The organism is Pseudomonas sp. TJI-51, from assembly GCF_000190455.2.
Classification (GTDB): Bacteria; Pseudomonadota; Gammaproteobacteria; order Pseudomonadales; family Pseudomonadaceae; genus Aquipseudomonas; species Aquipseudomonas juntendi.
The window spans coordinates 1-21,970 of sequence record NZ_AEWE02000081.1; the positions used below are offsets into that span (position 1 = coordinate 1).

Consider the following 21,970-nt stretch of genomic DNA (forward strand, 5'->3'; position numbering starts at 1 on the left):
CCTGATGCGATCCCTGTGGGAGCTGGCAAGCCAGCGATAGGGCCGGTGCAGACAATTTACTCCCCTTCAGACAAAAAACAGTCAATACTTCCCCCATCCACGTGGGCAGGATCGCCCGTTGTCGTGCCAGAACGAATAACAACCGTATCCAAGGAACCGGACCTATGCTGCGCCGCCGCATGCTCATCATGTTGGCCGTGGTTCTGCTGATCGTGCTGGCCCTGGGGGGCTACAAGGCTTTCTCGATCTACCAGCAGATCCAGATGTTCACTGCCCCCAAGCCGCCTATCACCGTGGCGGCAGCCTTGGCCGAACAACGCCAGTGGCAACAGCGCCTGCCCGCGGTCGGCAGCCTCAAGGCGCTGCAGGGTGTCGAGCTGAGCCTGGAGGTCGAAGGCATCGTCAAGGCCCTGTATTTCGACTCTGGGCAAACGGTCAAGGCCGGGCAGCTGCTGCTGCGGCTCAACGATGACCAGGAAACCGCATTGCTCGGCACCGCCGTGGCCGACCTGGGCCTGGCCAAGGTCGACTTCGGCCGCGGGCGGCAACTGGTGGGCGACTCGGCGATCTCCCGTGGCGAATACGACCGCCTCAATGCCCAGTACCAGCGCAACCAGGCGGTGGTCGAGCAGCTCAAAGCTTCGAAGAACAAGAAAAGCATCAGCGCGCCCTTCAGTGGCACCCTGGGCATCCGCCAGGTGGATGTAGGCGATTATCTGGCGCCAGGCACCGTCATCGCGACCCTGCAGGACACCTCCGGCCTGTACGTAGACTTCAACGTGCCGGAACAGGCCTTGCCCCAGCTGAGCCTCGGCCAGCAGGTGCTGGTGCAAGTGGCTGCCTACCCGGACCAGACCTTCCCCGCCCGCCTCAGCGCCATCAACCCCAAGGTCGATGAAACCACGCGAAACCTGCTGGTGCGCGCGACCCTGGCCAACCCCGACGGCAAATTGCTGCCGGGCATGTTCGCCAGCCTGCAGGTACTGCTGCCCGATCTGCAGTTGCAGGTGGTGGTGCCGGAAAGTGCCATTACCTACACCCTGTACGGCAACTCGGTATATGTCGCCACCGCGAAAAAGGACCAGCACGGCAAGCCGCAGCACGATGAACAGGGCCACCCCCAATGGGTCGCCGAACAGCGCACCGTGCAGACCGGCGAGCGCCGTGACGGCGTGGTGGTGGTCAGCAAAGGGTTGCAGGCCGGGGAACAGGTAGTCACTGCCGGGCAGCTGAAGCTGACCCCCGGCGCCGCAATCCGAATCGGCCAGGACCAGGCCGTCAAGCCCGCCCCGGGCGCCGCGACCAAGGACTGACTGGAGGCTGGCATGGCGTTCACCGACCCGTTCATCCGTCGCCCGGTGCTGGCCAGCGTGGTCAGCCTGCTGATCCTGTTGCTGGGTATCCAGGCCTGGCACACGCTGCAGATCCGCCAGTACCCGCGCATGGAAAACGCCCTGATCACCGTCACCACGGCCTACCCCGGGGCCAACGCCGAAACCATCCAGGGCTACATCACCCAGCCGCTGCAGCAAAGCCTGGCCAGCGCCGAAGGTATCGACTACATGACCTCGGTGAGCCGGCAGAATTTTTCCGTCATATCCATTTACGCGCGCATCGGTGCCGACAGCGACAGGCTGTTCACCGAACTGCTGGCCAAGGCCAACGAAGTGCGCAACAAACTGCCGCAGAACGCCGAAGACCCGGTACTCAGCAAGGAAGCCGCCGATGCTTCGGCGCTGATGTACATTAGCTTCTACAGCGAACAGATGAGCAACCCGCAAATCACCGACTACCTGTCACGGGTGATCCAGCCCAAGCTGGCCACGCTACCCGGCATGGCCGAGGCAGAAATCCTCGGTAACCAGGTATTTGCCATGCGTCTGTGGCTGGACCCGGTGAAACTGGCCGGTTTCGGCCTGGCGGCCAGCGACGTGACCGACGCCGTGCGCCGCTACAACTTCCTGTCCGCTGCCGGCGAAGTCAAAGGCGAATACGTGGTCACCAGCATCAACGCCAGCACCGAGCTGAAGTCAGCCGAGGCGTTCGCCGCCCTGCCGGTCAAGACCAGTGGCGACAGCCGCGTACTGCTGGGTGACGTGGCGCGTGTGGAGATGGGGGCAGAGAACTACGACACCGTCAGCTCATTCGACGGCACGCCCTCGGTGTACATCGGCATCAAGGCCACGCCCGCCGCCAACCCGCTGGAGGTGATCAAGGAAGTGCGGCGGGTCATGCCCGACCTGGAAAGCCAGTTGCCCTCGGCGCTGAAGGTGTCGATCGCCTACGACGCCACGCTGTTCATCCAGGCCTCCATCGACGAAGTGATCAAGACCCTCGGCGAAGCGGTGCTGATCGTCATCCTAGTGGTGTTCCTGTTCCTTGGCGCCCTGCGCTCGGTGCTGATCCCTGTGGTGACCATTCCGCTGTCGATGATTGGCGTGTTGTTCTTCATGCAGATGATGGGCTACTCGCTGAACTTGCTCACACTGCTGGCCATGGTCCTGGCCATCGGGCTGGTGGTGGACGATGCGATCGTGGTGGTGGAAAACATTCACCGGCATATCGAAGAAGGCCAGTCGCCGTTCGATGCAGCCCTGGAAGGCGCGCGCGAGATCGCCATGCCGGTGGTGTCGATGACCATCACCCTGGCAGCGGTCTATGCGCCCATCGGCTTTCTCAGCGGGCTCACCGGGGCACTGTTCAAGGAGTTCGCCCTGACCCTGGCCGGCGCAGTCGTCATTTCCGGTATCGTCGCCCTGACCCTGTCACCGATGATGTGCGCCCTGCTGCTGCGCCGCGAGCAGAATTCCAGCGGCCTGGCCCACTGGCTCGATCGGCAGTTCGCGCGCCTGAAGGTACGCTACCAGCGCCTGCTGCACGGTACGCTCGACAGCCGGCCGGTGGTACTGGTGTTTGCCGTGATCATCCTGTGCCTGATTCCGCTACTGCTGAAGTTCACCCAGAACGAACTGGCCCCCAACGAGGACCAGGGGGTGATCTTCATGATCAGCAGTTCCCCGCAGCCAGCCAACCTAGACTACCTCAACGCCTACACCAACCAGTTCACCCCACTGTTCAAGACCTTCCCCGAATACTATTCGTCGTTCCAGATCAACGGTTTCAATGGTGTGCAGAGCGGCATCGGTGGCTTCCTGCTCAAGCCCTGGAACGAGCGCGAGCGTACGCAAATAGAGCTGCTGCCACTGGTACAGGCCAAGCTGGAAGAGGTCGCCGGCCTGCAGATCTTCGGCTTCAACCTGCCGTCGCTGCCCGGCACCGGAGAAGGCCTGCCTTTCCAGTTCGTGATCAACACCGCAGGCGACTACCCGGCACTGCTGGAAGTGGCCCAACGCATCAAGGCTCGGGCCCAGGCATCGGGCAAGTTCGCCTTCCTCGACATAGACCTGGCCTTTGACAAACCCGAGGTAGTGGTCGATATCGACCGGGCCAAGGCGGCGCAAATGGGGGTATCGATGGACGTTCTCGGCAGTACCCTGGCCACCTTGCTGGGTGAAGCCGAAATCAACCGTTTCACCCTCGAGGGGCGCAGCTACAAGGTCATTGCCCAAGCCGAGCGCGCATACCGCGACAACCCCGGCTGGCTGAACAACTACTACGTGAAGAACGACCAGGGCAAGCTGCTGCCGCTGGCGACCCTGGTCACCCTCACCGACCGCGCTCGCCCGCGGCAGCTCAACCAGTTCCAGCAGTTGAACTCGGCGATCATTCAAGGCGTACCGATGGTCAGCCTGGGCGAAGCGCTGAAGACCGTGCAGGACATCGCCCGCGAAGAGGCACCGGAAGGTTTCGCCTTCGACTATGCCGGCGTGGCCCGCCAGTACGTGCAGGAAGGTAGCGCACTGTGGGTGACCTTTGGCCTGGCGCTGGCGATCATCTTCCTGGTCCTGGCGGCCCAGTTCGAAAGTTTCCGGGATCCGCTGGTGATCCTGGTTACGGTACCGTTGTCGATCTGCGGGGCGCTGTTGCCACTGTTCCTGGGCCTGTCGAGCATGAACATCTACACCCAGGTCGGGCTGGTGACATTGATCGGGCTGATCAGCAAACACGGCATCCTGATCGTCGAGTTCGCCAACCAGTTGCGTGATGAGCTTGGCCTGGGCGCGCGCGAGGCAATCGAAGAAGCGGCGGCGATTCGCCTGCGGCCGGTGCTGATGACCACGGCGGCAATGGTATTCGGCATGGTGCCGCTGATCCTCGCGACCGGGGCCGGGGCGGTAAGCCGCTTCGACATCGGTGCCGTGATCGCGACCGGTATGTCGATCGGCACGTTGTTCACCCTGTTCGTGCTGCCTTGTATCTACACCCTGCTGGCGCACAAGACGGTGGCCAAGGAACCTGCTGCCGCCTGAAACCCGCCCACCGAGGGCCACCTGCAGAAACGCCAGAGGCCTCGCGCTTGCGAGGCCTCTGGCATGTACAGCTACACCGGTTTCAACCAAATGGCCGCAACCCTTGGCGCAGGCCGAACAGCAACAGCAACAGATCCTGATCCGGCTCTACCCTGGCCTTCTGCTGCGGTTTCACGTCCCGCGGCAGTGCGCACTGGGCGGCCATCTCAGCCTTGCTGAATACCGTTGGCCTCGGCTCTTCCCAGGCAGCCACCGCTACAGTGGTCACCGCCAGGCCCGCTACCAGGAACAAAGCTCGAGCTATTTCTAGTTTCATTACCCTAACCCTTTGACAGCGCTGCCAAACGCCACCTTGTAAAAGTAGAGTAGCGTCTGCCATTCCGCCTCGTTGAGCGACGAATGGCGGCGCAATTGGCGCAGGTCGTTACCCGCCGCGCGCTGGCAACTGAAACGTCGCCGACACTTCTCGAGGTCGAGCAGCGCCACTTCGACACGGGCTTGCTCGCCCTCGCCCAGCACCTTGACGAACACATGCTTGCCGTACAGGCAGCCGTGCTGCCAATGGCCCAGGTGCATGCGCGCCAGGTTTTCGGCAAGGTCCTTGAGCATGCGCTCGTGGACCACCTGTGGGTAACGGTCTCGGGCACCTTGGGCATGCCAGGTGTCCAGCTCCACAAACCCGTCCAGTGCTTCGCTGACCAGCAGCGCCCGCCACTGGTGGTCGGCATCGCGCTGGGCACCACAGAACACCAGGCGCGGTACACGCACCCCGAGTTGCTCGAAGCTGTTCAGCGCATCGAGTTCACGCAGCACGGTTGGCCGGCCGAAGGGGTGCAACAGGCTGCGATAAATGTGCCCGACCTGACGCTTTGCATACAGCAGTTTGCCGTTGGCATCGTTGAGCCGTTGCACACCACTTTCGCCACCCCGGCGCTGGTTAGGCTCCTCTACCCACTCGCCTTGCTGGCGCCAGTAAAAATCGAAGCGCGACTCCCCATTCTGGGCTACAGCCATCAAACACTACCCCTTACGCAATACATAAACCCGCCACATGGCATAGAACGGCAGGAAGTCGAGGCGTTCCTGGATCCTGAAACCGGCGGCGCGGAATTCTTCTTCGACCGTGTCGGCCGGTAACACAAACCGGTTCTGGTAATGGTTCTGCTCGGCTTTGGTGCTGCGGCGCTGTTCCAGTTTTCTGCGCCGCCAAGCCTTGAAGTTGCCGTCCACCCACAGTGACAAGATCACACTATCACGGCTAACTCGTTGAAATTCAGAAAGAATTTTCTTTCTGTGGGCTGCCTCGCCAATATGGTGAAACAGCCGCATGCAAAAAATGCTGTCGACGGAGTTGTCTGGCAAGTCGATGTCGAATGCCGATGTCTGCAAAGGCCGTACCCGCGCGACCACTTCTGGCGGTTGCGCAGCACAGGCGGTGTCGATCATCGCCTGGGAATTATCGGCACCGATGATGACCCGGTTGTTCTTTTCTGCCAGCAGCGGCCAGAAACGACCAGCGCCGCAGGGCAAGTCCAGGACCAGGCCAGGCTCACCCGCCAGCGCCAGTGCGCGGCGGGCCAGCTGCTCATCTCGCTTGTGAGACAGCCGGCGGGCCAAGCCATCCTGGTGCTTGAGAAAATACTCTCGGGCATGGTCTTTGTCGTACTTCTCAGAAAATTCAAGCTTGATAGGGCTACGCATTGAGCATCTCCTGATTCCATTGCGCTCACATTAGGTAAATGCGCGTAGGAATCAGGTCATGCTGATGTGAAAAAAGTGTTGGCCACGGTAACACGTGTAACAACACATTACCCAGCCACGACGTCCGGCTCTTCTTTCACCCGCGTATTGCTCAAGTCGACATGGAAACGGCAGCCATGGGGTACAGAAGAGGTCAAGGTCACCCGCCAGCCCTGGTCGTCGCAGATGCGCTGCACCAGCGACAAGCCCAGCCCAAGGCCCTCGCCGCGCCGCTCGTCACCGCGCACGAACGGCTTGAACATGGCTTCGCGCTGTTCTTCCGGTATGCCCACGCCACTGTCTTCCACGCTGAAGCCATTGCTTTCCAGGCTCAGGCGGATGTAGCCGGCATCGGTGTAGTGCGCCGCATTGCGCAGCAGGTTGCCCATCACCGACTGCAGGAAGGTCGCGTTGTACAACACTGCGCTGGCACTGGCCTGGCCATCGAAATACAGGGTCAGGCCCTTCTGTTCGATGGTGTCGCGCCACACCCCGATCAGCTCGTTGGCCACTTCGCGCAGGGTCGCCCGGGAGGCTACTGCGCCTTCATCACGTTGCGCCCTGGCCAGCATCAGGAAGGTCTTGACCAGCTCGCGCATCTCTTCGGTTGCCCGCGCCACGCGCTCCACCTGGCTGCGCGCGCGGGTGTCGAGGTTGGGGTTTTCCTGCAGCAGCTCGCAGGACGTGGCCAGCACCATCAATGGGGTGCGCAACTCATGGCTGACGTCACTGGTGAACAGCCGTTCACGGGTCAGCGCATCGCGCAGGCGGCCCAGCGTGTCATCGAACGCCACCGCCAGCTGGCCGACTTCGTCCGCCGCGTAGTCCGGCGCCAACGGCGGCGCCAGGCCCAGCAGCTGGTCACGGTGGCGAACTTGCCGCGCCAGGCGGATCACCGGTGCCATCACCCGCCGCGCCACCAGCCAGCCCAGGATCACCGCCAGCACCAGGCTGAGCACGAAGCCCACCAGCACCACCGCGAACAGCACACGCTCGCGCTCCTCGAAGTCGCTTTGGTCCTGCAGCAATACATAGCGGCGGCCATCGACGATCTCGACCATCGCGTGGTAGGAAAGCTGGTCGCGGAATACTTCGTGGAAGCCACGGTCCAGGTGGCGCAGGTCTTTGGGCAGCTCAAAGTCGTCCCGCCCGCCGCTGAAGTAGAACAACTGGTCGGGGCGCGGGCGGTGGCTCCAGTCGCTGACGCTGTCCATGCGCAGCAGGCGCTGCAAGTCACCGCCCAGTACCGATGAAATCAGCCGCTCTTCGACCAGGTGCACGGTGCCGACGATACCGAAGGCGAAGGCCCCGGCCACCAGCGCGCTCATCAGGGCAAAGGCGATGATGATGCGCTGGGCAAGGCTTTGCTTAAACTCCATCACGACCCTCGGCGAGGCGATAGCCGACGCCATGGACGGTATGCAGCAGCGGTTTTTCGAACGGTTTGTCGATCACCTGGCGCAGTTGGTGCACATGGCTGCGCAGGCTGTCACTGTCGGGGCAGTCGTCCCCCCACAGGGCTTCTTCCAGCACTTCGCGGCGCAGTACATGAGGGCTCTTCTGCATCAACACGGCCAACAGCTTGAGGCCGACCGGGTTGAGCTTGAGCATGCGGCCCTGGCGGGTGACCTCCAGGGTGTCGAGGTCATAGCTCAGATCAGCCACCTGCAGGCTGCGCCGCCCGCCGCCCTGGGCCCGGCGCAGCACGGCTTCGATGCGTGCCGCCAGCTCGGACAGGGCGAAAGGCTTGAGCAGGTAGTCGTCGGCCCCGGAACGGAAGCCTTGCAGGCGGTCGTCCAACTGGTCGCGAGCGGTAAGCATGATCACCGGCGTGTCGCGGCGGGCGTCTTCGCGCAGGCGCTTGCACAGCGTGTAGCCATCGATACCGGGCAACATGATGTCGAGCACGATCAGGTCATAGTGCTCGGTGGCAGCCAGGTGCAGCCCGGACAGGCCATCCTGGGCGCAGTCGACGGTATAGCCCTTCATGCCCAGGTAATCGGCCAGGTTGGCCAGGATATCGCGGTTGTCTTCAACCAAAAGAATGCGCATCGGTTTCTCCTGTGCGGCGCTTCTCGCTGTGGTGCGCGGCAGGCGCAGCTTACGGCCTATGCCTGCAGGGTGCCAGCCCCCGGAAAAATTCACCGCACTTGACGGTTTTTTCACTGATCCTTCACGGACACAGGATAGCGGGCCGACGACAATGGCCGATCTTTTTTCCGCCCTGGAGCCGCCATGCAGCAAGCAACCCGCCCTCGCCCGATCAATTACTGGCTGTACCTGGGTATTCCGTTGGCGACCGCGTTGGCCCTGATTCTGCTGGAGCTGACGTCGATCGACATGGACCTCGCCAAGCTGTTCTTCGACCCTGTAGCCGGGCAGTTCATTGGCCGTCACAGTTATTGGCTGGAAAACATCCTGCATGACCGGGTCAAACAGGGGGTGATCCTGCTGGGGCTGATAGCGCTGCTGACCTTCGCCGCCAGCTTTTTCGTAAAGCGCCTATTTGGCTGGCGCCGCGAGCTGGGCTGCCTGGTGTTGGCGCTGGGTTTGTCCACCGCGTTTGTCACGCCCCTGAAGAAGGTGACGCAGGTGCAGTGCCCCTGGAGCCTCACCCAGTTTGGCGGTACCGAAACCTACAGCAAGCTGCTGCAACCACGGCCGGCCACCGACAAGCCCGGGCTGTGCTGGCCGGGCGGGCATGCCGCGACCGGGTTCTGCCTGTTCGGCCTGTTCTTCATGTTGCGTGACCGCAAGCCGCGCCTGGCGCGGGCGGCATTCGTGGTGGCCTTGCTGGCAGGTTCGCTGCTTGGCGTTGGGCGCATGCTGCAAGGGGCGCACTTCCTGTCGCACAACGTGTGGACGGCGGTGTTCTGCTGGTTGATTGGGTTGGGGTCGTATTATCTGGTGCTGTATCGCCGGGGCATGGTAGAAGTGCCCGCGGTCAAAAACAGCGTTGCCTGAAGCCGGGGCCGCTTAGCGGCCCAATGGCGCCCACAGGAGAATAAAAAAAGCCCCGGTTCTCGCGAACCGGGGCTTTCTCATGGTGCAGGGGGTAAGGCTGGCTTACATCATGCCGCCCATGCCACCCATGCCGCCCATGTCAGGCATGCCAGCAGCTGGCTTGTCTTCTGGCAGGTCGGCAACCATGGCTTCGGTGGTGATCATCAGACCGCCGATCGAAGCAGCAGCTTGCAGCGCCGAACGGGTGACCTTGGCTGGGTCCAGGATACCCATCTCGATCATGTCGCCGTACTCGCCGGAGGCAGCGTTGTAACCGAAGTTACCCGAACCTTGCTTGACCTTGTCAGCGACAACGCTTGGCTCGTCGCCGGCGTTGGCAGTGATCTGGCGCAGCGGCGCTTCGACAGCGCGGCGCAGCAGGGCGATACCGACGTTCTGGTCTTCGTTGTCGCCTTTGAGGTCGATAATGGCTGCCAGGGCGCGAACCAGGGCAACACCACCGCCAGGCACCACGCCTTCTTCAACGGCTGCACGGGTAGCGTGCAGGGCGTCTTCAACGCGGGCTTTCTTCTCTTTCATTTCAACTTCGGTACCAGCACCGACCTTGATCACGGCAACACCGCCGGCCAGCTTGGCCAGACGCTCTTGCAGCTTCTCACGGTCGTAGTCCGAAGAGGTTTCTTCGATCTGGGCACGGATCTGCTTGACGCGTGCTTCGATCTCGGTGTCAGCGCCAGCACCATCGATGATGGTGGTGTTTTCCTTGGACAGGATCACGCGCTTGGCGTTACCCAGGTGCTCCAGGGTAGCGGTTTCCAGCGACAGGCCGATTTCCTCGGAGATGACCTGGCCACCGGTCAGAACGGCGATGTCCTGCAGCATGGCCTTGCGGCGGTCGCCGAAGCCAGGTGCCTTGACCGCAGCAACCTTGACGATGCCGCGCATGTTGTTGACTACCAGGGTAGCCAGCGCTTCGCCTTCAACGTCTTCGGCAACGATCAGCAGTGGGCGGCCGGCCTTGGCAACGGCTTCCAGCACTGGCAGCAGCTCGCGGATGTTGGAGATTTTCTTGTCGACCAGCAGCAGCAGCGGGCTTTCCAGCTCGGCAACCATGGTGTCTGGCTTGTTGACGAAGTAAGGCGACAGGTAGCCGCGGTCGAACTGCATGCCTTCTACGACGGACAGTTCGTTTTCCAGGCCCGAGCCTTCTTCAACGGTGATCACGCCTTCTTTACCGACTTTTTCCATGGCTTCGGCGATGATTTCACCGATGGAGCTGTCGGAGTTGGCGGAGATGGTACCGACCTGAGCGATGGCCTTGGAATCGGCGCATGGCTTGGACAGGTTCTTCAACTCGGCGACAACGGCAGCAGTGGCCTTGTCGATACCGCGCTTCAGGTCCATCGGGTTCATGCCGGCAGCGACGGCTTTCAGGCCTTCGTTGACGATGGCCTGGGCCAGTACGGTAGCGGTGGTGGTGCCGTCACCGGCGGCGTCGTTGGCCTTGGAAGCGACTTCCTTGACCAGCTGGGCGCCCATGTTCTCGAAGGCGTCTTTCAGCTCGATTTCTTTGGCGACGGAAACGCCGTCCTTGGTGATGGTTGGCGCGCCGAAGCTCTTGGCCAAAACCACGTTACGACCTTTCGGGCCGAGGGTAGCTTTTACCGCGTCAGCCAGAACGTTGACACCAACCAGCATTTTTTTACGAGCGGAGTCGCCGAATTTTACGTCTTTAGCAGCCATGATCGTTTAATCCTTGGAAATTCTTTGGAGTAACGGGAAGTCGGGGAAATCAGCCTTCGATAACGGCGAGGATTTCATTCTCGGCCATGACCAGCAGGTCTTCGCCATCGACTTTCACGGTGTTGCTGCCCGAGTAAGGGCCGAAAACCACTTTGTCACCGACCTTGACGGCCAGTGCACGGACTTCGCCGTTTTCCAGAACGCGACCGGTGCCAACAGCAACGACTTCGCCGCGGTTAGGTTTTTCAGCGGCCGAACCCGGCAGGACGATACCGCCAGCGGTTTTCGATTCTTCTTCGCTGCGACGGATGACTACGCGGTCATGCAGAGGACGAAGCTTCATTGTCGATCTCTCCCAAATTGTGGTTTTCATCGGCCGGTATCGAAACCGGCGGGTTGAGGCTGTCCGGCGTTGCCGGAAGGTAGCCCGCCAAGGGCAAGCCACCTGAGTAATGTCTGGCGTTAATGCCAGAAACCTTGCGGTGACCACATACATGAGGCCGCCATATCCAATTACAAGGCTTGCCCTACAAAATTTTTCAGCTCGCGGAAAAAACGCGGGGCCGCATGTGCGGCCCCGTAGTGGAAAGCGGTGGTTACTTGTCGCGGCGCTCGTACTCGCCCTCGATCACGTTCGGCCGGTGGCCGCCATCGCGCGGCTGGGCCTGGAACGGGTCGTCCTGGAACGCGCGCTGGCGCATGGCCTGGGCCTCGGCGCGTTCGCGCAGCTTGCGCGCGGCCAGATGGCGGGTGAACGGCAGCAGGCACAGCAGGCCCAGCACGTCGCTGATAAAGCCCGGCAGCAGCAGCAAACCACCGCCCACCGCCAGCATCATGCCCTGGAACATGTCCTCGGCGGGCAGCTCACCGCGCTGCAGGCTTTCCCGGGCGCGCAGGGCGGTGGCCAGGCCAGCCACACGCATGACCAGCACCCCCAAGGCGGAACCGGCAATGATCAGCAACAGCGCCGGGAAGAAACCGATGGCCGCGCTGACCTTGACGAATACGAACAGCTCCAGCACTGGAAACAGCAGAAGCAACAGTAGAAAAGCACGCATCAAAGCATTCCTCGTCGGAAGAGAACCTTCCTTTAAGACCATCAAGTGGATGCAAGTGCACGCTTTTTCAACCCTCGCCTCCTGCCGGCATGGGCCACTGGTCGGCCCGCGCCAGCAAAACCAGGGCTTCGCGGACTTGTGTCGGCGTATTGCAAATATGCGGGAAGGGTAACCAGTACACCCCCTGGCCGATGCGCAGGTGCATGCCTTCGCTGTCCACCCCGGCCAGTTGCGCTGTGGCATGGTTCGGCAGGCCGGTCAGTTGCACATAGTGGGCTATGGCATTGGCGTGGTCGCTGTTCATGTGTTCGACCATGCTGGCCTCGGCCGTGCCGGCGAACGGGTTGGCCAGGGTGACCTGGTCGAGCCAGTGGATCGCGCCGAAGCCGCCGATGTAGCGGTGGCGTACCGGCTGCAGCACCCAGAAGTCGAAATCGTGAGCCTTATGGTAGCCGGCAGCGTCCGGGAAGTAGCGGTAGTAACGCTCGGCGGCAGCCTCGATGGCGTCTGCCTCGACCAGCTTGTGCGCTTCGGCCATTACCGTAAGGCGCCCCACCGCCTGCACATCCTCAGCTTCGCGCTCGCCTACCAGCAGCGAGCACTTGGGATCTTTTTGCAGGTTGTGGGTGTGCTGGGCAATGCGGCTGATGAGGATCAGCGGGTTGCCGTGAGCGTCCAGGCAGTACGGCACCACCGAGCCGAACGGGTAGCCCGGCATCGACTTGGAATGCGTCGAGAGCACGCCGCGGTATTCCTTGAGCAGCAGTTCCCGGGCTGGGCGAATGGCGTTGGTACTCACTGGGTGCGGCTCCTGGTGGCAAACGGGATGGGTGACAAGATAAGCATTATCACACCGGGTGCCAATGGGGCCGCGGTGCGGCCCGGCGGTTTACCAGGTCACGCCAAAGCCCGCGGTATAGCGCGTCTTCTCCAGATCGCTTTCACTCGTGCCGCTGATGATGTCACGCTCCGCCTTGAGGTTGAGCGAAGCCCATTCGGTAACCTTGTAGCGCAGCCCCACCTCGGCATCCAGCGAATAGTCGGCCACCCCACCCAGCGGTTTGGCGAGCTCGCCGTTGGTGAACAGCTGCACGTTCTTGCCGATCAGGTAACGGGTGTAGTCCCACTTCACGGCAGCGGAATAGAAGTTGTCCTTGCTGCCGTCCTGGTACTCGAAGTCGGTGCGGTTGATCAGCGACCCCAGCGAGAATGCGCCAAGTTCATTGTCCCAGAACTGGTAACCCGGGCCGGTACCGACGGTGCGCTGGCGGGCAAGGTCTTCGATGCGGTCACGCTTGTATTCGGCCCGCCCCTGCCAGAACCACTTCTCGGTAATGAAGCGGTCCAGCGCGTATTCGGCACTCCAGTTGTCGGTGGTGGTGACGTCGTCCTTGGTTTCGCGGTTGTACTCGCCTTCGGCGTTGTGCCGCCAGCGGCCGTGGCGGGCCGTGGTCTTGAAGCTGACATCGTAGTCGTCGGTATCGTTTTCGGCGCGCTTGTAGTCCAGCGCCACATCCACGTTGCCTTTCCACACGAAGTCTTCGACCAGGGGCTTGGGCTTCATGATCTGCTCGATGCTGGCCAGCTCCACGGTCTTGGGTGCCTCGCCGTTGGCCAAGGTCACCTTGCCCGGTTCAGCGGCCTTCAGCGACTTGGCCTTCTCGCCCGTGTAGGCATCCTGCTTGACCAGCAGTTCCTGGTCGCTTTCCAGGGTCTGCACCTGTTTCCAGTCCAGGGCAATGGAGCCGCCGTAGGGCGTTTCCAGCAGCAGCTTGCCGCCATCGAAGACTTTGATCTTGCCACTGAGCCGGTCACCGTTCTTCATCCACACGGTATCGGCCAACGCCGGTGAGGCGCACAGGGAAGCAGCGAGCAGGCACAACAAGGATCTAGAATGCATAGACGTAATACGGTTCGATTCGAAGAAAAAAGCCGGGCATTATCCAGCTACCGCCGACCAGAGCAAGCACAGACCGGCAGCCTGGCATTGAGTTCAATACGCATTTACCTGACCATTTGTCTGGTTTCATCCACAGCCCAAGGGGGGCGCCATGTCTGGGGGACCTGAGCACATGCCGGAATCGGCCGAAGGTCGACGAACGGCACTGTATTCGGTGCTTGGCCAAGTACCGGCGGGCAAAGTCGTCAGCTATGGCCAGCTCGCAGCGCTGGCCGGGCTTGGCCGCGCAGCCCGCTGGGTAGGGCGCACCCTCGGGCAACTGCCTGCGCAAACCCGCCTGCCATGGCATCGGGTGCTGGGCGCAGGGGGCCGCCTGAGCCTGGCGCTGGGCACACCGGCCGGGGATGAACAACGGGCGCGGCTGCGTGCAGAAGGCGTGAATGTGACCAACAATCGTGTGGATATGACGCGCCATGGCTGGCGCCCGACAGAGCACAGCGGTTAGAGTGCGCGCTTTGTTTTCGAAAACTTGAGGCAGATGTTGGCCCATGCCCCGTAAAACCTGGCGCGCTGCGCTCGCTGCCTATGCCAGCCCGTCAACCCTGGTACTTTTGCTGCTCGGTTTCGCCGCCGGCCTGCCCTACATGTTGGTGTTCTCGACCCTGTCGGTGTGGCTGCGCGAGGCTGGGGTGGCCCGCGAAACCATTGGTTACGCCAGCCTGATCGGCCTGGCCTACGCCTTCAAGTGGGTGTGGTCACCGTTGCTCGACCAATGGCGCCTGCCACTGCTCGGCGGCCTGGGGCGCCGGCGCTCGTGGCTGCTGCTGTCGCAGGCACTGGTGGTGATCGGCCTGGTCGGCATGAGCCTGTGCGACCCGCAACAACATCTGTCCTGGTTGATCGCCATGGCCGTGCTGGTGGCCTTTGCCTCGGCCACCCAGGACATCGCGGTGGATGCCTACCGCCTGGAAATCGCCGACGACCAGCGCCAGGCCGCCCTGGCCGCCAGCTACATGGCCGGCTACCGGGTCGCCGCCCTGCTCGCCACCGCCGGCGCGCTGTTCTTCGCCGAGTGGTTCGGGTCTACCGGCTTCAGTTACCTGCATAAAGCCTGGGCCGGCACCTACGTGATGTTCGGGGTGATGATGCTGCCTGCGCTGTTCACGACTCTGGTCATGCGCGAACCGCCGGTGCCGCTGCGCACCCAGCTGTCGGCTGCGCGCTACGGCCTGGTGCACCAGATGGCCTCGGTGTTCGTGCTGATCATCCTGCTGGTGTCGGTGCCCGCCAGTTTCACCCAGATGTTCAATACCGGCTGGTCCACGGTCATCTCCGGGGATGCCACGCCGCTCGACCTGTTGCTCGAAGACCGCGCCTTCCTGCGCCTGATCCTCTATGTGCTGCTGACCTGGGCGTGCCTGTCGAGCCTGGGCCGCCGCGGCCTGGCCCCGGTGCTGACCCCGGTCAACGACTTCATTGCCCGCTACCGCTGGCAGGCTTTGCTATTGCTAGGTCTGATCGCCACCTACCGCATGTCGGACACGGTCATGGGCGTGATGGCCAACGTGTTCTATATCGACATGGGCTTCACCAAAGACCAGATCGCCAGTGTCAGCAAGATCTTCGGCCTGATCATGACCTTGGTCGGTGCCGGTATCGGCGGGCTGCTGATCGTGCGCTTCGGCATCATGCCCATCCTGTTCATTGGTGGCGCGGCATCGGCGGGCACCAACATCCTGTTCCTGATGCTGGCGGACATGGGGCCTAACCTGGAAATGCTGGTGGTCACCATCTCGCTGGACAACTTCAGTTCCGGCATGGCCACGTCTGCGTTCGTGGCGTACCTGTCGAGCCTGACCAACCTGAAGTTCTCGGCCACCCAGTACGCGCTGCTCAGCTCGATCATGCTGTTGCTGCCGCGGTTGATCGGGGGGTACTCGGGGGTGATGGTGGAGAAGTTCGGTTATCACGACTTTTTCCTGATTACCGCCCTGCTGGGCGTGCCTACGCTGATCCTGATCGCCTTGCAGTGGCGCCAGGAGACTGGCCGCGGTAAACCGCAGGCAGAGCCAGGCGCGGCGGCCTGATGGGCAACGCGGGTAAAAAGCCACATTGCGATTGTGTGTGGCTGTCACAGCGCCAGTGCGCCCGCCAGCCCCGCCTGTAGGAGCAACTGTCTTTCTCAAAATTTGAAAAGCCTGCGCGATTCATTGTGGGAGCGGGCGACGCGGTGTCTGGCACCGGCTGCGCCGGTGTTCGCGGGCACGCCCGCTCCCACAGGAACCGTGTGATCTTCGAGTCCTGCATTTTAGCTGTTGATCTACACCCTCTTCGGCTGAGGCAACACCAGATCCAGCCAAGGCTCGCCAGTCCTGAGCATGGCATTGAGTCGCACCAGGAAGACCCGCATGCAGGCCACGATAGCGACCTTGGCAAGTTACAGATCGACAAGGCACAGGTACTGCAGATCAGTCAGCCACGGCCCCTTGCCCCGGCCGGCCGCCCACCACAAACCACAACGGCCACAGCGCCAGCGCGCCCGCCAGCCCCGCCGCCAGTGCGAAATGCAGCAAGCTGGCACCGGCGCCGATCATTGCCAGCAATGCCCCACCCAGCCCCAACAGGGCGATGGTGATCATCCCCAGCATGGCCGAGACCAGGCCTTTGCTTTGCTCGCTGGAAAACAGCGTCATGCGATACAGCACCGCATTGGCCACACCCAGGCCCAGTGCATACAACGACATGCCTGCCACCAAGCTGGTCACGCTCGGCCAATACCATGTCGCCAGCACCATCACGCTCAACCCTGCCAGGTACGGCCACAGGGCACCACGGACCAGGGCCGGCAACGGGTAGCGGTCGGCAATACGGTTGATGATCAGGTTGCCCAGGATCAACCCGCCAAACACCGGCAGCTGCCACAGCGCATATTCCAGGGTCGTCAGGCCCTCATCATGAATCAGCAATACCGGTGACAGGCCAATCCAGCCAATCAGCGGCAGCCCGACCAGGCCCAGGGCGGCGCTGCCCGCGACAAAGCGGCGGTTGCCGAGCAATTGGCCGTAGCCTGCCAGCAATGGCAGCAGGTGGATCGGCGTGAACGCCAGGCGCGAACCGTCGCGGCGCTCTACCCCCAGGGTTTCGGGCATGAGCCGGTACAGCAGCCCCCAGCACACCACGGCCCCCACGGCGAAAGCCACGAACAGCCAACGCCAGTCCAGCCACTGCAACAGCAAGGCCCCGACCAGCGGGCCGAGCAGCGGCGACAGCAGGGCGATGTTGGCCAGCAGCGCCATCATGCGTACAGCGTCCGCCTCGCTGAATGCCTCGTTCAGCGCCGGGTAGCTGACCGTGACCACAAAGCCCAGGCCTATCCCCTGCAACAGGCGCAACAGGTTGAACAGGCCAATATCATGGGCCCAGAAGGTCGCCAGGCAGGCCAGGCCGAAGAACGCGCAGCCGGCCAGCAGCAACGGGCGCCGACCATAGCGGTCTGCCAGCGGGCCGATCAGCCACTGCAGCACAACGCCACCGAGCAAGTACAGGTTGAGGGCATGAGGGATGTATTCAGGGCTGGCGTTCAGGTCGCCGACCACGACCGGCATGGCCGGCATCACCGCGTCACTGGCCAGATAGGTCAGCAGTTCGAACAGGGCCAGGGTCAGGCCAAACAGCAAGGCCCGCAGGGGGGTGATGTACAGCAGTGGTTTCATGATGGCATATCAGGGGTGACAGGCAGGAGCAGGGTATATGCCAGAAATTGCAGGGGTTTGCTGTGAACAAGTGTAATCGGGGCGAAAAAAGCGGGGCCGCTGTGCAGCCCCGGCGCTGATGCGCTGTTACTGGGCGGCAGTTTCCTGCACCACCCGAATGACCCGCTGCGGGAACGGAATGTCGATCCCTTCGGCCTTCAGGCGGTCACGCGCCTGCTCGTTGAGCATGAACATCACATCCCAGTAATCGGCGGTCTTGGTCCACAAGCGCAGCGACACGGTGATCGAACTGTCACCCAGCGTCGCCACCACCGCTTGCGGAGCGGGGTCGGCCAGCACGCGAGGGTCCTGGGCCAGCTCCAGCAACACATTGCGGGCCTTCTGCAAATCGGCCTCGTAATCCACGCCCACATCGAACACCACCTTGCGCGTGGGCTGGCGGTTGGTGTTGGTGATGATGCCATTGGACAGGCTGCCGTTGGGCATGATCACCGTCTTGTTGTCGCCGGTGCGCAGCACGGTGTGGAAGATCTGGATGCTGTCGACAGTGCCGGCAACGCCTTGTGCCTCGATCCAGTCGCCGATGCGAAACGGGCGGAACATCAGGATCAGCACGCCGCCAGCGAAGTTGGCCAGGCTACCCTGCAGCGCCAGGCCGATGGCCAGGCCGGCGGCACCGATAGCCGCGACGAACGAGGTGGTCTCGATGCCGATCATCGACGCCACGCTGACCAGCAGCAGCACCTTCAGCACGATGTTGGCCAGGGTGCTGATGAAGCCCTGCAACGCCAGGTCGGCATTGCGCAGGCCGACCAGCTTGCCCAGGCGGGCGCTGACCTTGTTGATGATCCACCAGCCGACCGCCAGGGTCACCAGCGCCAGCAGCACACGGCTGCCGTATTGCATGATCAAGGGGATCCAGGTTTGCGACTGGCGAACCAGCTGATCGACTTCAGCGTTCAAATCCATATTCATCTCCTGATGCCGAACGGCAAGTACACGGTAGAACAGACCGCGCTAACACACGGCCCCGGCCCCCATGGACATCATTGAGCCATGGGGGTTCCTGGCCAAACCCGCATCAGTCGCGGAAGTTGTTGAACTGCAGCGGCATCTCGAATTCCTTGGTCCGCAGCAAGGCAATGGCCTCCTGCAGGTCGTCGCGTTTCTTACCGGTTACCCGTACCTGCTCACCCTGGATGGCGGCCTGCACCTTCAGCTTGCCGTCCTTGATGGTGGCGACGATCTTCTTGGCCAGGTCCTTGTCGATACCCTCGCGGAACTTGGCTTCCTGTTTCTTTTCCTTGCCGGACGCATACGGGTCCTTGGTTTCCAGGCATTTCACGTCGATCTTGCGCTTGACCAGCGCCAGGCGCAGGATTTCCAGCATGGCTTCGAGCTGGAACTCTTCCTCGGCGGTGAGCATCACGGTCTGCTCTTTGTCCTTGAACTCGAAGGAGCCCTTGCCTTTGAGGTCGTAACGGCGGTCCAGGTCCTTGATGGCGTTGTCCACCGCGTTCTGCACTTCGTGCTTGTCCAGTTCCGATACCACGTCGAACGAAGGCATGGTTGTTCTCCCAAAATAAAAGCGCGCTCAGGCTGAAGATGGAGCGCGCCAGGTTTGACGGTTAAAATGCGGGCTCATTATAACGGGTTGCGAAACGCATATGAGCAGCACCTGGCATATTCTCGGCGCCGGCAGCCTCGGCAGCCTGTGGGCCTGCCGCCTGGCACGCGCGGGCAAGGCAGTGCGCCTGGTGCTGCGCGATCGGCAACGGCTGCAGGCCTATGAGCAGGCTGGCGGCCTGACGTTGATCGAGCAAGAACAGCCCCGGCACTACGCCATACCCGCCGAAACCGCCCAGGCTGACGGGCCGATCCATCGCCTGCTGGTGGCCTGCAAGGCTTACGACGCGGCCCCGGCGATTGCCGGCCTGGTACCACGCCTGGCCGAGGGCGCAGACGTGCTACTGCTACAGAACGGCCTGGGCAGCCAGGACGCGGTGGCAGACCTGCTGCCACAGGCGCGCTGCGTTTTCGCCTCCAGCACCGAAGGCGCCTTCCGCGAAGGCGACTGGCAGGTGCGTTTTGCCGGGCATGGCTTCAACTGGCTGGGCGACCCGCGCAACCCGGCGCTGCCGGCCTGGTTCGATGACCTGCACGAAGCAGGCATCCCTGCCGAATGGACGGTGGATATTCTCACCCGCCTGTGGCGCAAGCTGGCCCTCAACTGCGCGATCAACCCGCTGACCGTGCTGCACGCTTGCCAGAACGGCGGCTTGCTGGGCCACCTGGCGGAAGTACATGGCCTGTGCACCGAACTGGCCGCACTGCTGCGCCGCTGTGGCCAGCCGCAAGCGGCCGAGGGCCTGGAAGAAGAAGTGCAACGGGTGATCGTGGCCACCGCAGCCAACTACTCTTCCATGTACCAGGACGTGCACGCAGGCCGACGCACCGAGGTGCATTACCTGCTCGGCCATGCCTGCCGGGTTGCCGCGCGGCACGGCCTGCAGCTGCCGCAACTGGAACACCTGCTGCAACGCCTGGTCGAACACCTGCGCTTACGTGGCTTGCCCTGCGACTGACGCAGCCCTATTACCTGGATACGGACACTGCCTAGCCCATGACCTTGCGCCATCGCCTGGAAAACCTCCCGGTCGGGCAGAAGCTGCTGGCGGCCCTGCTGGTATTGCTGGTGACCATCCTGCTGGTGGCCAACCTCACCTTCATCAGCGCGGCTTACTGGATCACCCAGGAGAGCATGGCACCCCAGGCCCTGCAGACCATCGGCCGGCTGGTGGCCAACCCGCAACTGGCTGAGCGCGCGGGCGACACCCCAGACACCGCCAGTGCCCTGCTCAAGGAGCTGGACAGCTACACCCCGCTGCGCGCGGCAGCCGTGTACGGGGGGGACGGTCGCATGCTGGCGCAACTCCAGCATGGCGACCCGCTAACCCTGCCCAAGCGCTTTCGCAACATCGACGGCTGGCGCCTGATGGAGTTTCGCAGCACCCAACTGATCCGCATCCCGCGCGAGGCCAACCCGCCGGCCCACCTGTTGCTGGTGGCCAGCAGCGAGCTGCCCACCGCGTTCTACACCGGCACGCTCAGTGCCAGCCTGGCTATCCTGGTGTTCAGCATCCTGCTGTGGATCTTCATTGCCCGCCAGATCAAACGCCTGATCACCCAACCGATCAACCAGCTTGAAGAACTCAGCCGCCAGGTCACCCGCGAAGAGAGCTACGCCCTGCGCGCCCGGCGTGGCAACGACGATGAGATCGGCAGCCTGGCCGACGCCTTCAACACCATGCTTTCGCGCATCGAGGCCCGTGAGCAGCAACTCAAACGCGCCCGTGACGAGTTCCAGGATGCCTATGACCAGGCCCAGGGCCTGGCCGAGGAAACCCGCCATACCAACCGCAAGCTGGAACTGGAAGTGCAGGTGCGCAGCAAAATCGAGAAAAAACTCACCGGTTTCCAGAACTACCTCAACAGCATCATCGACTCGATGCCTTCGGCATTGATTGCCCTGGACGAACAGCTCTATGTCACCCAGTGGAATCACGAAGCCACGGTCCTCTCCGGCACGCCGTTGCATGAGGCGCTGAACCAGCCGGTGTTCATCGCCTTCGAGCCGCTGAAGCCGTTCCTGCCGCAACTCAAGGAAACCGTGGAAAAGCACCGGGTGGCCAAGATCGAGCGGGTCACCTGGCCCAAGGGCGACGAGCTGCGCCATTACGCCCTCACCTTCTACCCGCTCACCGGCGGCGGCGGGCGCGGCGTGGTGATCCGCATCGACGACATCACCCAGCGCCTGTCGCTGGAAGAAATGATGGTCCAGTCGGAAAAAATGCTCTCGGTCGGCGGCCTGGCGGCGGGCATGGCTCACGAAATCAACAACCCGCTGGGCGCCATCCTGCACAACGTACAGAACATCCGCCGACGCCTGTCGGCAGACCTGCCCCGCAACCAGGAACAGGCCAGCGAGCTTGGCCTCGACCTGGCCATGATCAACCGCTACCTGGCCAGCCGCGAAGTGCCGCAACTGCTCGATGGCATTCAGCAGGCCGGGGCCCGCGCGGCGAAGATCGTCACCCACATGCTCAGCTTCAGCCGCCGCAGCAACCGACGGCTGGAGCCTTGCGAGCTGCCGGCGCTGATCGACCAGGCGGTGGAAATTGCCGGCAACGACTTCGACCTGGCGATCGGTTTCGACTTCAAGGGGCAGGCCATCGTGCGGCAGTTCGACCCTGAACTGGGGCCCGTGCCGTGCACTGCCAACGAACTGGAACAGGTACTGTTGAACCTGTTGAAGAACGCCGCCCAGGCCATCCACCTGCGCCCGCAACCGAGCGAGCCGGGGCGGATCACCCTGCGCACCCGGCTGAACCCGCCGTGGGCGGAGATCCAGGTCGAGGACAATGGCGTCGGCATGCCAGAGGCCGTGCGCAAGCGCACCTTCGAGCCGTTCTTCACCACCAA

Annotated in this window: 20 protein-coding genes and 1 pseudogene; 7 read left to right on the forward strand and 14 right to left on the reverse strand. The window is 62.7% G+C overall.

Annotation, left to right across the window (positions count from 1 at the left end):
- Window positions 1-164 precede the first annotated feature (164 nt).
- Window positions 165-1,313 (forward strand): efflux RND transporter periplasmic adaptor subunit, encoded by a 1,149-nt coding sequence (locus G1E_RS17825; protein ID WP_009684385.1) that lies wholly within the window; start codon window positions 165-167, stop codon window positions 1,311-1,313.
- 12 nt (window positions 1,314-1,325) lie between these two features.
- Window positions 1,326-4,370 carry a multidrug efflux RND transporter permease subunit gene (locus G1E_RS17830; protein WP_047149984.1) on the forward strand — a complete coding sequence of 1,015 codons (3,045 nt, stop codon included), beginning with the start codon at window positions 1,326-1,328 and terminating at the stop codon, window positions 4,368-4,370.
- Between the two features lie 82 nt (window positions 4,371-4,452).
- On the opposite strand, the gene G1E_RS17835 is transcribed toward G1E_RS17830, so the two are convergent.
- The 5 genes from G1E_RS17835 to colR all read right to left on the reverse strand — a co-directional run bounded on the left by G1E_RS17835 (window position 4,453) and on the right by colR (window position 8,162).
- Window positions 4,453-4,686 (reverse strand): hypothetical protein, encoded by a 234-nt coding sequence (locus tag G1E_RS17835; protein ID WP_029887498.1) that lies wholly within the window; start codon window positions 4,684-4,686, stop codon window positions 4,453-4,455.
- Window positions 4,686-5,384 (reverse strand): lipopolysaccharide kinase InaA family protein, encoded by a 699-nt coding sequence (locus G1E_RS17840; protein ID WP_009684388.1) that lies wholly within the window; start codon window positions 5,382-5,384, stop codon window positions 4,686-4,688. The genes G1E_RS17835 and G1E_RS17840 overlap by 1 nt, the downstream gene beginning before the upstream one ends.
- 6 nt (window positions 5,385-5,390) lie before the next feature.
- Window positions 5,391-6,071 carry a class I SAM-dependent methyltransferase gene (locus G1E_RS17845; RefSeq protein WP_009684389.1) on the reverse strand — a complete coding sequence of 227 codons (681 nt, stop codon included), beginning with the start codon at window positions 6,069-6,071 and terminating at the stop codon, window positions 5,391-5,393.
- 107 nt (window positions 6,072-6,178) lie between these two features.
- Complete coding sequence (locus G1E_RS17850; protein WP_009684390.1) at window positions 6,179-7,489, reverse strand: HAMP domain-containing sensor histidine kinase; 1,311 nt, start codon at window positions 7,487-7,489, stop codon at window positions 6,179-6,181.
- Complete coding sequence (gene colR / locus G1E_RS17855; RefSeq protein ID WP_009684391.1) at window positions 7,479-8,162, reverse strand: two-component system response regulator ColR; 684 nt, start codon at window positions 8,160-8,162, stop codon at window positions 7,479-7,481. The genes G1E_RS17850 and colR overlap by 11 nt, the downstream gene beginning before the upstream one ends.
- Before the next feature lie 183 nt (window positions 8,163-8,345).
- Between colR and G1E_RS17860 the strand changes: the two genes are divergently transcribed.
- Window positions 8,346-9,074 carry a phosphatase PAP2 family protein gene (locus tag G1E_RS17860; RefSeq protein ID WP_009684392.1) on the forward strand — a complete coding sequence of 243 codons (729 nt, stop codon included), beginning with the start codon at window positions 8,346-8,348 and terminating at the stop codon, window positions 9,072-9,074.
- Between the two features lie 102 nt (window positions 9,075-9,176).
- On the opposite strand, the gene groL is transcribed toward G1E_RS17860, so the two are convergent.
- The 5 genes from groL to G1E_RS17885 all read right to left on the reverse strand — a co-directional run bounded on the left by groL (window position 9,177) and on the right by G1E_RS17885 (window position 13,775).
- Window positions 9,177-10,817: a chaperonin GroEL gene (gene groL, locus G1E_RS17865; RefSeq protein ID WP_009684393.1), complete on the reverse strand. Its 1,641-nt coding sequence runs from the start codon at window positions 10,815-10,817 to the stop codon at window positions 9,177-9,179.
- Window positions 10,818-10,866: 49 nt separating this feature from the next.
- On the reverse strand, window positions 10,867-11,160 hold the full coding sequence (locus G1E_RS17870; protein ID WP_009684394.1) for a co-chaperone GroES: 294 nt from the start codon (window positions 11,158-11,160) through the stop codon (window positions 10,867-10,869).
- 253 nt (window positions 11,161-11,413) lie between these two features.
- Window positions 11,414-11,875: an FxsA family protein gene (locus tag G1E_RS17875; RefSeq protein ID WP_009684395.1), complete on the reverse strand. Its 462-nt coding sequence runs from the start codon at window positions 11,873-11,875 to the stop codon at window positions 11,414-11,416.
- Window positions 11,876-11,942: 67 nt separating this feature from the next.
- On the reverse strand, window positions 11,943-12,674 hold the full coding sequence (locus G1E_RS17880) for a HugZ family protein (protein ID WP_047149985.1): 732 nt from the start codon (window positions 12,672-12,674) through the stop codon (window positions 11,943-11,945).
- Between the two features lie 90 nt (window positions 12,675-12,764).
- Window positions 12,765-13,775: a DUF481 domain-containing protein gene (locus G1E_RS17885; protein WP_029887495.1), complete on the reverse strand. Its 1,011-nt coding sequence runs from the start codon at window positions 13,773-13,775 to the stop codon at window positions 12,765-12,767.
- 151 nt (window positions 13,776-13,926) lie between these two features.
- On the opposite strand from G1E_RS17885, the gene G1E_RS17890 reads away from it, so the two are divergent.
- On the forward strand, window positions 13,927-14,280 hold the full coding sequence (locus G1E_RS17890; protein ID WP_033690708.1) for an MGMT family protein: 354 nt from the start codon (window positions 13,927-13,929) through the stop codon (window positions 14,278-14,280).
- A 43-nt stretch (window positions 14,281-14,323) separates the two neighbouring features.
- The gene (locus G1E_RS17895; protein WP_047149986.1) at window positions 14,324-15,862 is read left to right on the forward strand and encodes an AmpG family muropeptide MFS transporter; all 1,539 of its coding nucleotides are present in this window, start codon (window positions 14,324-14,326) and stop codon (window positions 15,860-15,862) included.
- 233 nt (window positions 15,863-16,095) lie between these two features.
- On the opposite strand, the pseudogene G1E_RS29650 reads toward G1E_RS17895, so the two are convergent.
- The 4 genes and pseudogenes from G1E_RS29650 to G1E_RS17910 all read right to left on the reverse strand — a co-directional run.
- Window positions 16,096-16,209, reverse strand: a pseudogene (locus G1E_RS29650) (IS110 family transposase); the annotation flags it as partial.
- A gap of 34 nt (window positions 16,210-16,243) precedes the next feature.
- Complete coding sequence (locus tag G1E_RS17900) at window positions 16,244-17,488, reverse strand: MFS transporter (protein ID WP_009682792.1); 1,245 nt, start codon at window positions 17,486-17,488, stop codon at window positions 16,244-16,246.
- 126 nt (window positions 17,489-17,614) lie between these two features.
- Window positions 17,615-18,457, reverse strand: coding sequence for a mechanosensitive ion channel family protein (locus tag G1E_RS17905; protein WP_009682793.1), 843 nt, complete (start codon window positions 18,455-18,457; stop codon window positions 17,615-17,617).
- Window positions 18,458-18,569: 112 nt separating this feature from the next.
- Window positions 18,570-19,055 (reverse strand): YajQ family cyclic di-GMP-binding protein, encoded by a 486-nt coding sequence (locus G1E_RS17910; RefSeq protein WP_009682794.1) that lies wholly within the window; start codon window positions 19,053-19,055, stop codon window positions 18,570-18,572.
- Window positions 19,056-19,155: 100 nt separating this feature from the next.
- Between G1E_RS17910 and G1E_RS17915 the strand changes: the two genes are divergently transcribed.
- Both G1E_RS17915 and G1E_RS17920 read left to right on the forward strand, forming a co-directional pair.
- Complete coding sequence (locus G1E_RS17915) at window positions 19,156-20,073, forward strand: putative 2-dehydropantoate 2-reductase (RefSeq protein WP_009682795.1); 918 nt, start codon at window positions 19,156-19,158, stop codon at window positions 20,071-20,073.
- A 38-nt stretch (window positions 20,074-20,111) separates the two neighbouring features.
- Window positions 20,112-21,970: ATP-binding protein (locus G1E_RS17920; RefSeq protein WP_047149987.1), on the forward strand; the 1,859-nt coding region annotated here is incomplete at its 3' end.